8 protein-coding genes, 1 pseudogene and 1 riboswitch are annotated in these 15415 nt (G+C 44.9%); of the genes and pseudogenes, 7 read left to right on the forward strand and 2 right to left on the reverse strand.

What is annotated here, in order from left to right; genetic code table 11:
- The first annotated feature begins 83 nt into the window (after positions 1 to 83).
- The gene (locus tag RKD52_RS17625) at positions 84 to 599 is read left to right on the forward strand and encodes a universal stress protein (protein WP_454100732.1); all 516 of its coding nucleotides are present in this window, start codon (positions 84 to 86) and stop codon (positions 597 to 599) included.
- A 215-nt stretch (positions 600 to 814) separates the two neighbouring features.
- The gene (gene nhaC / locus RKD52_RS17630) at positions 815 to 2191 is read left to right on the forward strand and encodes a Na+/H+ antiporter NhaC (protein ID WP_454100733.1); all 1377 of its coding nucleotides are present in this window, start codon (positions 815 to 817) and stop codon (positions 2189 to 2191) included.
- A 34-nt stretch (positions 2192 to 2225) separates the two neighbouring features.
- On the opposite strand, the pseudogene dat reads toward nhaC, so the two are convergent.
- Positions 2226 to 3084, reverse strand: a pseudogene (dat, locus tag RKD52_RS17635) (D-amino-acid transaminase).
- A gap of 567 nt (positions 3085 to 3651) precedes the next feature.
- Positions 3652 to 3834: riboswitch (cobalamin riboswitch) on the forward strand.
- A gap of 191 nt (positions 3835 to 4025) precedes the next feature.
- Here dat and RKD52_RS17640 point away from each other — a divergent pair.
- From RKD52_RS17640 to RKD52_RS17660, 5 genes are all read left to right on the forward strand, one after another.
- Positions 4026 to 6296, forward strand: coding sequence for a ribonucleoside-diphosphate reductase subunit alpha (locus RKD52_RS17640; RefSeq protein ID WP_454100734.1), 2271 nt, complete (start codon positions 4026 to 4028; stop codon positions 6294 to 6296).
- 17 nt (positions 6297 to 6313) lie between these two features.
- Positions 6314 to 7357 (forward strand): ribonucleotide-diphosphate reductase subunit beta, encoded by a 1044-nt coding sequence (locus RKD52_RS17645; protein WP_454100735.1) that lies wholly within the window; start codon positions 6314 to 6316, stop codon positions 7355 to 7357.
- 181 nt (positions 7358 to 7538) lie between these two features.
- A complete protein-coding gene (locus RKD52_RS17650; protein ID WP_454100736.1) occupies positions 7539 to 8102 on the forward strand; it encodes an RNA polymerase sigma factor in 564 nt (187 codons plus the stop codon).
- Positions 8095 to 8856 (forward strand): anti-sigma factor, encoded by a 762-nt coding sequence (locus RKD52_RS17655; protein WP_454100737.1) that lies wholly within the window; start codon positions 8095 to 8097, stop codon positions 8854 to 8856. Before RKD52_RS17650 ends, RKD52_RS17655 begins: the two co-directional genes overlap by 8 nt.
- Positions 8857 to 9066: 210 nt before the next feature.
- A complete protein-coding gene (locus RKD52_RS17660) occupies positions 9067 to 15117 on the forward strand; it encodes a lamin tail domain-containing protein (RefSeq protein ID WP_454100738.1) in 6051 nt (2016 codons plus the stop codon).
- Between the two features lie 69 nt (positions 15118 to 15186).
- Here RKD52_RS17660 and RKD52_RS17665 read toward each other — a convergent pair whose 3' ends face one another.
- Positions 15187 to 15372, reverse strand: coding sequence for a hypothetical protein (locus tag RKD52_RS17665; RefSeq protein ID WP_029567283.1), 186 nt, complete (start codon positions 15370 to 15372; stop codon positions 15187 to 15189).
- Between the last annotated feature and the right edge of the window lie 43 nt (positions 15373 to 15415).

Below are 15415 nucleotides of genomic sequence, written 5' to 3' on the forward strand. Positions count from 1 at the left end.
GACAGATGAACGTTTTCCCAAGGAAATATCAGGGTATTTACATAGAAACAAAATCATCTGCCAAAAGAAAGGAATGAATGAACTTGGATACATTTCACCACATTGTTGTAGCTTATGACGGACAGGATGAAAGTTCAGCAGCTCTTGTTAAAGGAATTCAGCTGAGCAAGCAGCTTGGCACTCGATTAACAGTTGTTCACGTCTATCAGGCAGAGCACGCCATGAATACAGGAGGCGTAAGGCCCGCTATTCCGAGTGCTCCTGCAAACGGTTACCTGACTGATAACCTTCAGAACTATCCGGTGGCCCCTGATGCGGCACGGCAGTTTGATGATCAGCCGAAGAATGAATACTTCGACCATTCTGATGAAGTCACGTCGAGGATCCGAATGAAGCTTGATGAGAACCAGGCAGCTGGAGACGTTGAGATTCTGTCAGGCTCTCCTGCAGATGCCATCCTTGCATTTGCTGATGAACATGCAGCCGATCTCATCATTATGGGCAACAGTGATTCAGGCGGCCTTAAAAAACTGCTTTTCGGCGGTGTTAGCGATAAAGTGCATCATCAGTCGAACATTTCAGTGCTGATTGCAAAATAAATGTGATAACGGGTGCTTTTTAGAGCATCCGTTTTTTTTAAGTGCTACTCAAAAACCCCTGAGACAAACAAAGTTTCAGGGGTTTTTTTCGTTCCTTGCAGACTCCAGTTCCTTTTACTTTTATCACCAGTTGACATAGATCAATAGACTGATATAATACTTTTATGCACAAAAGCATAAAAGCGTTTAAGTATAAAAGGAAGGAATTTCAATTTATGAGTCAATCAAAATCACTTTCATTCACTGGTTCAGTGATTCTATTTTTATCGATGATCGGCATTATTTTCATCAGTTTATTTTACTTAAAAACAGAACCGCATCTTCCGCTGATGCTTTGCCTTGTTTTTCTCAGCGGCGCTGCAGTCCTATATAAGTACTCTTGGAAGGATATTGAGGACGGAATTGTAAAAGGCATTCAATCCGGTGTTCAGCCGATCATTATTCTGGCTCTTATCGGAATCCTTATTGGAGCCTGGATGTTCAGCGGTACGATACCGACTGTTATGATGGCTGCTTTGTCCATCATAGATCCGGCGTACCTTCTGATTTTGACTCTTGTATGCTGCACCATTATTTCAAGCCTTGTGGGCAGCAGTTTCACAACTGTCAGCACAGTCGGAGTTGCTCTTATGGGAGTGGCGATTGCTGCAGGAGTTCCTGTTGAATGGGCTGCAGGGGCTGTTATTTGCGGAGCATGCTTTGGGGATAAAATGTCGCCGATGTCAGATACGACGAACTTTGCCTCCGGTGTTGCCGAAGTCAATATTTTTACACATATCCGCCATATGTCAAAGACAACAATTCCAGCTTATGCGATAACAGCTGTTCTTTTCTGGTATATGGGAACAACACTTGCAGCTGACGCAGCGACACTAGATAACATCAAAGAAATTATGACGATCATGAAGGAGCACGTAACGATCAGTCCATGGACTTTGATCTCTCCTCTGATTGTGATTGGTCTTGCCATTTCCAGGGTTCCTGTTATTCCTGCTCTTGCTGCAGGCATTGCAACTGCCGGCATCACAGGTCTCCTCATTCAGGACGGGACAAATCTTTCCGGTTTCTTAGCTGTTCTGCAAAATGGAACAGCGTTTGATATTCAGCAGGAAACCGTCCAGCAAATGCTGAACCGCGGCGGGCTTCAATCTATGATGTGGTCCATTTCGCTGATCATGATCGCATTTGCTCTTGGCGGATTGATGGATAAAATGCAGCTGATTCAGACTCTTTTAAACGGATTGATTGAGAGAATTAAAGTCAAAGGTCAGCTGATCCTTGCAACCATTTCTTCTTCAATCGGAGTTAATCTCGTAACGGGAGAGCAGTATTTGTCCATACTCATTCCCGGTCAGTCGTTTAAACCGGCCTATGAAAAACTGAACGTTGAAAAGAAATATTTATCAAGATCCCTTGAAGATGCCGGAACTCTGATAAATCCCCTTATTCCCTGGGGAGTGAGCGGAGCCTTTTTCGCGCAGACACTCGGCGTGGACGTCATTGCGTACCTGCCATTTGCGTTCTTTCTCTATCTGTCTCCATTGTTTTCTGTCCTTTTTGGATTCCTGCCTGCTAAGAAATACACAGTCTAGCAGAAAATCCCGCCTGACCCAGGCGGGATTTTTATTATTTCTCGACCACTTTCGTTTCTTTTGCAATCAGTTCATCAAACAGCTTCTGAAGTTTTCTTGTGACAGGGCCGGGAATTCCTTCCCCAACCTTCCCTTCATCAACCTTTATCACAGGAATTACTTCACTGGTCGTAGATGTGATAAAAGCTTCATCAAGAGAGGCAAGACCTTCTGTGCTCAGTCTTTCTTCCAGAAACTCAATTCCGTTCTGTCTGCAAAGCTCCTCTACTTTCATTCTCGTAACACCATTCAGAATCAGGTTATTCGCAGGATGAGTAAACACACTTCCGTTTTTCACTCCGTAGAAATTGGAGGAAGACCCTTCCGTAATCATGCCGCTCCGGTGCAGCAGAGCCTCATAAAGCCCCGCGGTCATGCGCCTCCTGCTTGGCAAGGACATTTCCGAGAAGATTCAAGCTTTTGATATCGCATCTGAGCCAGCGCACGTCTTCAAGCAGACAAAGAGAAATCCCTTCCTCCTGCTCTTTTGCGGGTTTTGAGCAAGGAATTGGATAGGCTGTTAATTCAGGAACCGTATTCTTGCCCGGAAACAGATGTTTTCTTGCGGCAGCCCCTCTGGTTACCTGCATATAGACACCGCCGTCTTCTGTCTTATTCAGGCGGAGAAGTTCCTCAAGCTGGTCTGTCAGCTCCTTTATCGTATATGGAAGGTCGATTTTGATTTCTTTTGCGCTTCGAATGAACCGCTCCATATGCTCCTTCATCGCAAAATATGCTCCATCATACACCCTGATGACCTCATAGACCCCGTCACCGAACTGATGGCCCCTGTCTTCAAGATCAATTGAAACTTCATCACGCTTTTTATATTCACCGTTAACAAGTATGTACATGATAAATCTCCTTTTTATAAGTTTAGTCTGATTTTGCATAGGTGCCTTTTTACTAAATCTGATAATGTGAATCCATTTTCACAAAGTTTAATAAGTTTTGATACCAGTGGATTGGAGCGGAAGGCACTTGACTCCTGTCCAGCTGCAGCGCCCAACTCCTCTGTCAGAACGGAACCGTCGCCAAAGGCAAAAAGCGCCTTTACCGCCGTTTCCTTATCTGACTCCCGGAGATAAACGGGCGCTTCCACTTTTCTAGGGGATGAAGAGGGCACGGAAGATCCCGCAAGCGCAGCGAGGAAGCTTCCGGCGCTCCCCGCGGAAAGCAAGTGACTGCAGCGTAAAGGAACGGGTTTCCCCCTAAAAGTAATTTGTTTTTAAACAACGCAGTGCAACCTGCCCTTAAACCTATGGTATGATGAAACACGCTGAACTGTAAAATGGTTTTCTATTTTTCTTTCGACATTTTCATAGATTTCAGTTGAAATTTCACCCCGTGTCATTTATGATGAGAATATCAAATAACACAACATATTGATTATTCACTTAAATTAATATACTACATATTGAAATTAACAGCGAATCAAGGTGCCAACATGTTGGCTTAAAAGGGAATCCGGTGCAAATCCGGAACTGTCCCCGCAACTGTAAGTGTGACGAACTGGGAATACCACTGTACGAGAGAAATGTATGGGAAGGACTCAGCGCAGAGTGATCACAAGTCAGGAGACCTGCCTTAGATTTGCACAAGTTTCGAATTCTTCGGGGACTGAGGAGATGAAACGATGGCCAGTAACAGGGATGCGTGCACCCTCTTATTCTATCGTTTGATCCGCTCATGTTCTCATGGGCGGTTTTTTTGATTTTTCGCAGTATTTTTTCTGAAAGATCATTGACCGTTATATTACGCGGAAAATCTGAACTATAAATGAGGAGGATGTCTTATGGCAACCAAAATGACCACCTTAATCGTAAATGAGCTGACAAACGAAAAAGCCCCGTTCTCACAGGAGCGGCTGACTGACTTTATTTCTGAAACCGGAAAAGATTTTAAAGAGCTTGACCTCCATACATACACCGAAAGAGCTGTTCAAAGCATGGAAGGCCGCACTGTCTGTTCTGCCTCTCAGGTGACCAACCTGCTTATTCTCGAAGGCCTCTCAAATATCAGTGAGCTGCAGCCGGAATGGACCTATTTCTGTGCCCGGATTTATCTTAAAAAGCTTTATAAAGAAGCTGCATTCAACAGGAAATCAGGGGGCGGCACCTTCCTGTCACTGATCAAAACCCTTACGGCAAAAGGCATCTACAGCAGACATCTTCTTGATTCTTATTCCGAAGAAGAAATTGAGCAGCTTTCGCAAGTCATCGACCATGACAAAGACAAGCTTTTTACATATATCGGGCTGCGGACGCTCTCTGACCGGTATCTTGCGAGAGATTATGACAAGTCGGTTTATGAGCTTCCCCAGGAGCGGTACCTCGTCATCGCCATGACGCTGATGGCAAAGGAAGAAACGGAACACCGCCTTCAGCTTGTAAAAGAAGCCTACTGGGCACTCAGCAATTTGTATATGACCGTTGCGACTCCAACTTTGTCAAACGCAGGAAAGCCTGTCGGACAGCTGTCCAGCTGTTTTATTGATACAGTTGATGACAGCCTGCAGGGCATCTTTGACAGCAATACAGACATTGCCAATCTCTCAAAATCTGGCGGCGGCATTGGAGTTTATCTCGGGAAGATCCGCAGCCGCGGGAGTGATATTAAAGGCTTTAAAGGAGTGTCATCCGGTGTCATCCCGTGGATGAAGCAGCTGAACAATACGGCGGTAAGCGTTGATCAGCTCGGGCAAAGAAAAGGCGCGATTGCCGTTTACCTTGACGTCTGGCACAAGGATATCTATTCATTCCTTGATTCCAAGCTGAACAATGGTGATGAGCGTTTACGAACGCATGACCTCTTCACCGGCGTATGCCTCCCGGACCTTTTCATGGAACAGGCTGAAAACCGCGGGGAGTGGCATTTGTTCGACCCTCATGAAGTACGGAAAGTCATGGGTTACTCGCTGGAAGATTACTATGATGAGAGAGTTGGCTCAGGTTCGTTCCGCGAAAAATATTGGGAATGCGCCAATCATCCGGAGCTCTCAAAAACAACTGTTCCTGCGATTGACATTATGAAGGGCATTATGAAAAGCCAGCTTGAGTCAGGAACCCCCTTTATGTTTTACCGGGATGAAGTGAACCGGAAAAACCCCAATGCGCATAAAGGAATGGTTTACTGCAGCAATCTCTGTACAGAAATCACTCAAAACCAAAGCCCGACAACCATGGATGAACAGTACACAGAGGACGGCAAAATCATTACCGTTAAAACACCGGGAGATTTTGTTGTGTGCAACCTCTCTTCCATCAACCTTGCCCGGGCTGTGACAGATGATGTGCTGGAGCGGCTGATCACAATCCAGGTCAGAATGCTCGATAATGTCATTGATTTAAATGATATTCCCGTACTTCAGGCCAAGCTCACAAACAAAAAGTACCGCGCAGTCGGCCTCGGAACCTTTGGATGGCACCACCTTCTTGCGCTCAAGCGCCTGCGCTGGGAAGACGAAGAAGCCGTTCAGTTTGCAGATGAACTCTATGAAAAAATAGCCTTTTACACCATTCAGGCAAGCATGAGGCTTGCAGAGGAAAAAGGCGCCTATCCTGTCTTTGAAGGCTCAGACTGGCATACTGGCGACTACTTTAAGAACAGAAACTATACACCTGACTCTATGCCATGGGATGAGCTTTCAGAAAAGATCAAAGAAAACGGCATTCGAAACGGCTATTTAATGGCCGTTGCCCCGAATGCTTCAACATCCATTCTTGCGGGAAGCACGGCAAGCATCGATCCGATTTTTCAAAAAATGTACTCCGAAGAGAAAAAGGACTACAAAATTCCCGTTACTGCACCTGACTTAAATGCAGAAACCACCTGGTTTTATAAATCAGCCTATTTGATTGACCAGATGTGGAGCATTAAACAGAACGCAGCCAGACAAAAGCACATTGATCAGTCTGTCTCATTTAACTTTTACGTCCGCAACACCATTAAAGCAAAAGAGCTGCTGGACCTGCATCTGACCGCATGGAAAGCGGGTCTTAAAACCACTTACTATGTCCGGTCAACATCAAGCGAAATAGAAGACTGCGAATCCTGCGCAAGCTGATAAAGGAGAGATGGCATATGACACACTCATTGAACGCGCGTCCGATCATGGACGCTTCTGCGCCGAATCGTTCAACTTCCATCATTAACGGGAGGAGCTCAAACGTTTTAAACTGGGACGACGTATCTTATCCCTGGGCCTATGCAAAATATAAAAAAATGCTCTCTAATTTCTGGACGCCGTTTGAGATCAATATGTCAGGGGACATTAAACAGTTTCCAGAGCTTTCCGGTGACGAACAGGAGGCATTTTTGAAGATCATCGGCCTTCTGGCTCTTCTTGACAGCATCCAGACGGACTACGCAGGAAAAGTAGCTGAGTATATAACAGACTCAAGCATAAACGCCCTGATGATTATGCTCGCACAGCAGGAAGTCATCCACAATCATTCCTACTCATATGTTTTGTCTAGCATTGTTCCAAAGCATGTTCAGGATGAAGTTTTCGAATACTGGCGCAGCGAACCTACGCTGCGGAAGAGAAATGAATTTGTAACAAGCGGCTATCAGGCTTTTGCGGAAGAAGCGAATGTGCTGAATCTGCTGAAATCCATTGTATATGACGTTATTCTTGAAGGACTCTTTTTCTACTCAGGATTCGCGTATTTCTATAACCTCGCACGCAATCAAAAAATGGTCGCCACATCCACGATGATTAACTATATTAATCGGGATGAGCAAATTCATGTGGATCTGTTCGTGAAAATCTTCAAGGAAATTCTCCGCGAATATCCGGAATATGATACAGCTGAGCTGGCAGCATTCGTTCAGGAAACCTTTAAAGAAGCAGCCTCCCTTGAAATCGAGTGGGGACGCACCATTATCGGAAACAAAATAGACGGCATCCATATGCAGGATGTGGAAGATTATATTAAGTTTTATGCAAACGTAAGATGCAATCAGCTGGGCTTTGAGCGTCCGTTTGAAGCAAACCGGACAAACCCGCTGAAATGGATCAAGGCCTATGAGGAAGTTGACCTTGGGAAATCCGATTTTTTCGAGCAAAAATCAAGACAGTATACGAAAGTCAATTCGATTGACAACGGGTTTGATGATTTGTAAATCACTTATGAAGAAAAGCGCCTTAGCGGCGTTTTTTTTTTTGAGAAATCAGTGATACAAATTCAATTTTTTTCCGTTAGCTTTACAGCAGGAAAAACCATCTCCCGCTTTCCAATTTGCGACAAAAAATGATATTCTTTAATTTAGATGAATGTCTGATTAAATTAGAGGAGATTAGGAGATGACAGTAAACGACGACGCTAAGTTGTACGAAAGGATTCTGAGGAAAGACAAAGATGCTCTTGAAGCTATGTACGACCGCTATGAAAAGCTGCTTTACTCTTTTGCTTTCCGCATTACTCATGATCATACTCTCGCTGAAGAAGTCCTTCAGGATGTCTTTATGAAGCTGTGGCACGGAAACCGTGTTTATGACAGCACAAAAGGAAAATTCACTTCCTGGCTTTTGACTGTCACAAGAAATCAGGCAATAGACCTGATTCGCAAACATAAAAAGGCCGACACCGTCGAAATATTAGAAAAGGACGCTGTTTCCACTCCGGAACAGTCAGTAGAACATGAAGTTGAATGGATGGAAAAAGGCGAGATTTTAAGAGAAGCTGTATCCAGACTGAAAAAGGACCAGCAGCAGATGATAGAACTTTTCTATTTTAAAGGATTTACCCAGCAGAAGATCTCGGATGTGTACCAGATTCCGCTTGGAACTGTTAAAGGACGAATCAGGCTTGCGCTGAAACACCTGAGGAGCATGCTTGAAAATGAAGGGAGGGTTATGGATGAGTAGCCAAATGTGTGAGAAGCTGTACGATTATTTTAGTGAAAGTTTACCACCGGAAGAAAAAGCCGAGTTTGAAGCTCATTTGGAGTCATGTCCTGATTGCAGAGAAGAACTTCAGGAATTGACCTCTCTGACCGAAGACCTCCCTTATCTCTCTGTGCCGGTGCAGCCTCCACAGGAAATGAAACAGAGGATTCTCGGAAATGTGTTTGAATCTGATTCTGCTGCTGTTGATGAAAATAAAAATGACCGGAACAAGATGGTAAACTTCCCGGTTCAAATCAAGTCTGAAAAACGGCCAAATCGATTTGTCCTCCCGTCTGTCGCAGCTCTGCTGTTTGCATCATTGCTCGGAAATGCTTATTTTTTCACTCAGATGGAAAATGAGTCTCCGGAAGAAAAAGCCATAAGTATCGATGATCTGCAAAAACAGGTTGCACTTGCACCGGTTGATGATCAGCTGAGCGAAACGACGGCAATGGCAGCATTGATGAAAAAAGATTCCAAAGAAATGGTCTTCCTTCAGGCCGAGCAGCTGAAGCAGCTCGATGAAGGCGAAGTCTATCAAGTATGGCTGATTGAAAATGACAAGCCGGTTGCGGCAGGTTCATTCGTTCCAGATTCATCCGGACATGGTGCCGTCATGTACGAAATGAATCTGGAAGGCGGATTCAACTGGGATACGATAGCCGTAACGATTGAACCTAAAGCAGGAAATAAGGCTCCTGAAGGCGCTGTTGTTCTGGCGTCACAGCTATAGTCCCCCAGAGAGTACGGTACTACCGTACCCTCTTTTTTTTGTTATGAAACCTCTTTTTGAGCCGTATTGCTCCCCTCCCTCAACAAAAAATGACAGAATTGAGCAAAAACCCCCTTAATTTACATTATTTTTACATAAAATTCACGAAACCCCTACATCTTCCAGCTAGAATTGAATTTGTGTAAAAAAATTGTAAAAAAGGAGATTTTCATGTCACGCCAAAAAAGACGTTCCTGTTTTATTTATCCCTTAATCCTTATGATGCTTGTCTCAAATCTGCTTGCCGCTTTTCCTCCGGCAAATGTGTCTGCTGAGGTAAATGCAGTTCCATCAGGGGCAGAAACGGCTGTTCCTGCCGAAGAAACGGAGTCTGAAAAAGAGGAAAAAGAGGCTCTGCCTGCAGAAGCTGAAGCAATTCCTGTCGCCCCTGACAGCCAGCCGGAAATGCCGGCTGAGCAAGACACTCAGCAGGCACCGCCCGCAGCTCAAACTCCGGGTCAGGTAAAGGAGACGGAGCCAGCGACTGAACAAAAACCTGTTCAATCAAAAAAAGCAGAAGCTGAACAAGAGCCTGCTGAATCAAATGAACCAAAACCTGAACAGGAGCCTTCCGATGGACCAAAACCTGAGCAGGAAGCTTCTGAAAAAGAGCAAAAAACACCGCCTGAAGCAGCCATTGAGACAGAAAATAAGAGCAGTGTGCCGATGAACGGCTCTCCCCTGCTTATTACAGAAATAATGGCCGACAACGCCGGTGCTGATGAATTTGAATACATAGAAGTATACAATCCGACGGATAAGCCTGTCATCTTAGATCATTACACCATTTCTCTCCGCTATACGGACGGAAGCAGCACGGATAAACCGGCTCTTTTCAGTCCTTACACTCTTGGTTCAGGGAAGACAGCCGTACTCTGGCTGAACCTGGCAGATAAATCCCTTGAAGACTTTAATCAAAAATACAGCGTCCAATTAACTACTGAGCAGGTTGTTGAATTTACGGGCACACCTAACTTTGCAAATGGCGGAAACCGCGGCTTTGCGATAACGGGTCCAAATGGAGATGCCGCAACAGCTTCCTATCTCGCAGAAGATATCAGCAGCGGCAAGTCCGTACATTACACATTCCCTGAATCCGGCACGGAAATGAAGAAGCTTGAAAAAAAAGCAGATCCCACACCGGGAATCATTCTGAACACACAGGCACCGGCGGAAGCTGTCCCGACACCTGAAAATCAGGAGCCTTCTGCTGTTCACGAGCCATTAACATCCATTTCTGAAGGCAGCACTCCTTCTCTCACTGCAGTTATTACAGATGACACTGCCGACATCAGAGCAAACCTTTATTACAAAACAGACGGTGATTTCAAAAAAGCGCCAATGGCTTCTGAGGGGAATACGTACAGTGCCTCCATTCCAAAAGAAGAGCTGACCGGCGAGAGTTTCTTCTATTACATTGAAATCACCGATCCAAACAACCGGGTGCTGCTGAACAACAGCGGTGCAAACTACAAGGTGACCATTGACCGGCCGGAAGCCCCCCCGGCAGAACCTGATAACCCGGAAGATTTCGACAGTTACCCGCACCTCCTGATTACTGAGATTTCACCGAATTCAGCAGGACCTGGAACTGACTACTATGAATATTTCGAAATCTACAACAACACAGACAAGACTCAGTCGCTTTCTGATTATTCGTTTGCATACCGGTATACGGATACAGGCAGCGAAGTGTCTTTTAAGATTCCTGAGGATCTGACGGTTAATCCGCAGGAAACGCTGGTCCTTTGGTTTAATAATGGAAATCTGACAGCCGGGGATTTCAATAAACAGTTCGGAACAGCTCTTGAATCATCCAGCCTTGCGTTCTTTAAAGATGCATTCCCAGGCTTCGCTAACGGAGGCAATAGAGCCATCTCGATTAAAGACCGCACAGGAGCTGAAGTTATCTCCGCAGCTTATTTGGCCAATGAAACCGATAATAACGGTAAAACAGTTAAGTACCAGTACCCGAAAACAGGAACGGAGATGGGCAAGCTTCAAACTCTTGCTGATCCTGATCCGGGAGCCATATCCGCAGAACAGGTCCCTTCTTCTCCTGCGAAAGCTCCTGAAGAAAATAATGATTCTGTTAAGCCTGAAATCACGCATACTCCTGTAACGACAGCAGAAGGCTTTAAAGAGATTGCGATTGAAGCTGACATTACAGATGATAAAGCTGTCCCTTTTGCAACACTGTTCTACAAATCAGAAAATGACAGTACGTTCCTGTCTGTTCCGATGAACCCTGATGAAGCAAAACCTGAACAGTACAAAGCAGTGATAGCAGGTACTGACGTCCATTCAGATTTAATCTATTACATTGAGGCCTCTGATGGCATCAACACTGCTGCTACAGAAGAACAAACGATTGCCGTAGATCTTCCTGAAGTGGATACGGAAAAGCTCCCTTATTTCCTTGTTACGGAAGTCGTTCCTGATTCGTCCAATGTCGGTTCAGGTGACGGGTATGAGTTTGTTGAAATCTACAATAATACGAACCAGACTGTTAATTTTAAAGACTATAAGATTAATTATCGTTACGGCATGGAGGCATCTACCGATGTTGTCTGGCCTTCGGTACCTGAAGATCTTTTGATTCCTTCCGGTGAAACACTTGTTTTCTGGATCATCAATGATCAAAACAAAAACAGCACAGTAGCCGACTTTAATAAGAATTACGGCACAGACCTTGAAGAAAACAAAGATATTGTCCGTATTTTCAGTGGTGGCATGGCAAACGGAAGTACAAGGGGCCTTGTCGTTTCAACCAACACAAACAAAGAAGTTTCGGTGGCCTACTATAATGAGCAAACCGGAATTGACGATACCGCAGCAGATAAAGGAATTTTCTACAAATATCCTTCTGACGGATCGACCGTTCAGGTGAAGGTCAGCGCAGGCGTGAAGGCTGCAGCGCCGGGTTCTGTTGAAGCCTACCAGATTCCAAAAAAACCGGTTACTCAAAAAGAGGACAACAGTCCGCCAACTGTAAAAGACCTTACTGATCTGACAGAAATAGATCAAAAAGAAGATATTCATATTCTTGCAGAAGCAAAGGATAACAACTCTTTAACATCGGTCCGGCTGTTCTACAAAACCGATCAGCAATCTGACTACCAGAGCGTCATTCTGAAGGAAGATTATGATGATATGCTCTATCACCATACGATTTACTCACCGGACCTGATTGGAAGAAAATCAGTCGAATATTATTTTACTGTCTCAGACGGAATGAATGAAACAGTCAGCAGCAAAAAGACAATTGCCATTACAAGTGATTTTGATGATGCCGATCTTCGGTTGAATCTTGAAGATGGACAAATTCTAAGCGGAGAAAAAATCATAAAAGCTACAGCAAAAGACGGAAATCCGAATCAGATTTCCATTAAAATTGACGGCAAAGAGGCAGAGGAAACCTACCGTTCAATTGAGCGCACCGCCTATTTCGCATTTGAAGCGAACGGCCTCAACACGTATTTCCAGAACGCTGTTACGATGGGCGAGGACATCCTTTATTTAATGGACAAGGATTGGTTGACCGACTGGAAAACGTATACCGTTCCGGTTGATCCCGAGCGAATACAGACAGGCGAAAATATTCTCACAGTCCGTTCAGGAAATAAAGCGTCACCATTTGATCTTGAATCAGAGGAAAACCGTGATGATTATACAATCCGGAACGTTAGACTTGTTTTATCCGACGGCACTGTCCTTAGACCGGACAATTTCCCAGATGAAAAGAAAGTTATGACCATGAATGATGCTCACCCGTTTGAAGATTTTTCTTTCCAGCTTGCAGATGAACTTGCAGCAAGCAAAACCTATAAATGGGATACAAAAGCTTCGTTTGACGGAGACCATGTCATATCTGTCCAGCATTTAAATCATGCCGTGACAGCAAATGTTAAGGTGGACAATACGGCTCCGGTTATCACTCCTTCTATTGAAGAAGGCAAAGAATATAAGGGTTCATTTGAAATCAATGCGGGGATCGAGGATTCAATAGCAGGCATCGCTTCTTCAGAGGCATGGCTTGATGGTGCAAAAATTGATCTTCCGTACAGCACCGCCTCCGGGAAGATGAAGCCCGGTGACCATCAATTAACAGTTAAAGCAGCAGATAAAGCAGGAAATCACGCTGAAAAAGTCATCACATTTAAAACGGCAAACGAAAATCCTGAAAAAATTGAACTGATTGGACCGGCAGACGGTGCAAAAGGACTTCCTGCAGGCGATCCGAAGCTTCAGGTAAAGGTGACGGATCCTTCAAACGACAGCATGAACGTCTCCTTCTTTAAAGGATATCAATACACCCCGTCTGACAGCAGTGTTAAATCATTCAAACATGCAGCAGATACAGAACCGCCCAAGCAGCAAGCACCTGCAGGTGAACAGGCATTTACGTCTGAAGATATTCAGCTGACGTCAGAAAAAGACGGCACCTATCTCACGACAGATTCAAGCACGCAGTTCCCTTATCACAGGTTTGATGTAACCGTTGATCCGGCTGTGGATGACAGTGACCGCATTGAGCTCAAGTGGGACGGAAATTCATTAGAAGGCAGAAAAGTTTCCATGTATGCCTGGAGCCATAAGCAAAAGGACTGGTCCCTTGTAGATGTTGAAATTGCAGGGACAGAGGACTTCGAGCTTACCGGAAGCGTGCAAGCAGGAGAATTTGTAAAAGGCTCAAAAATCAACGTTCTTGTTCAGGACGAAATTCCAAAAAGTCCGGAAGAGTATGATTACACATTTGCCTGGATGTCCGACACGCAGTATTATTCGGAAAGCTACCCGCATATTTACCAGCGCCAGACAGAATGGATTGCACAGAAACAGGAAGAATTAAAGATTAAGTATGTTTTCCACACCGGAGATCTCGTCAATATCTCTACGGATGAGAAACAGTGGGAAATTGCCGATACATCAATGAAGGTGCTTGACGATCAAAACATCCCGTACGGTGTACTGGCCGGTAACCACGATGTTGATCAGGTATCAAACGACTATACCGATTACTATCGTTATTTTGGAGAGGACCGCTTTCAATCAAAAGATTATTACGGCGAATCTTATCTTAACAACCGCGGTCACTACGATTTAATTTCAGCCGGAGGCAATGATTACATCATGGTTTATCTTGGCTGGGGAGTAACAGATGAAGGGATAGCCTGGATGAATGATGTTCTTTCCGCCTACCCTGATCGAAAGGCCATCTTAAGCTTCCATGAGTATTTACTGTCAACCGGCACACGCCACCCATTGGGAGAAAAATTGTATAATGAAGTCGTCGTTCCAAATAAAAACGTATTTGCTGTACTGAGCGGCCATTATCATGCCGCGAAAACGTATGTTGATCAAATTGACGATAACGGTGACGGCACGCCTGACCGTACGGTTACTCAAATGCTTGCTGATTATCAGGCAGGCCCTGAAGGCGGGCAGGGATATATGAGGCTCCTTCATTTTGATCAGGACAACAACAGGATCCTTGTCAATACGTATTCACCTTATTTAGATGACTATAACTATTACGATACGGATGAATTCCCTGAAATGGATGAGTTTGAGATCAGTCTTGACCTTGCTCCTGTAGAGAAGAGAATTGCCACCGATTCCTTTGCAGTAAATGTTTATACAGATGAGACAATCGGCTCAGATGAGAACATAGAAAGCGGCTCGATTGCAGAAACAATCTGGACAGGCCTTGAAACCGGCCAAACCTATTTCTGGTACGCATCAGCCGAAGATTCGTTTACAGGAAGTACAGTTTCCGACATCTGGTCCTTCACAAAAGGAGAGAAAGTAACGGTTCCTGATGAAGAAGACCCTCCTGCTGACGGCGGCGGAGACACAGGTAATCCTCCTGCTGACGGCGGAGAAGATTCAGGCAATCCCCCTGCTGATGGTGAAGGAGATACAGGTAATCCTCCTGCAGGCGGCGGTAATCCGGGAGAAGATAGCGGCAATAACGGCCCTGGTGCTTCCCCTGGTAAAAACGGACAGCCTAAGGGATCTGAAAATCCCCGGGATCCAAACAAAGAGGATTCGGCACCTGATCATGACCGTGCACATGGGGACAGCGATGATGCAGCTAAAGGCAGCCATTTGCCTTCTACTGCTACAGAAATGTATAACCTGTTTGCTGCAGGAGGCTTATTCATCCTCGCCGGAGCATCAGTTTTGCTTTACCAAAGAAGAAAAAGAAGCATCTCTTAAACTAGCTGAACAGCAGCATGCACGAACAGGAAAAGGAGACGATCCCGCCGGATCGCCTCCTTTTCTTATTTACATTCCGAAATAATCTGTATCCCGGTTATAGGTATGCATCTGCTGTTCAGCTCTCATTGCTTCAGCTTTAGGGTCGGAGTGATAAACATTCAGCTTTCGTCTTCGCTTAGATCGCAGGTCACTGATCCATCCTATTAGAACAAGCACGAGAAATCCGGCAAGAAGCCAGGCCCAGAGCGGCATTGCTCATCCCCCGTTTCCATTTTCAGGTATGCTCTAACTATAT

The organism is Metabacillus sp. SLBN-84, from assembly GCF_053629595.1.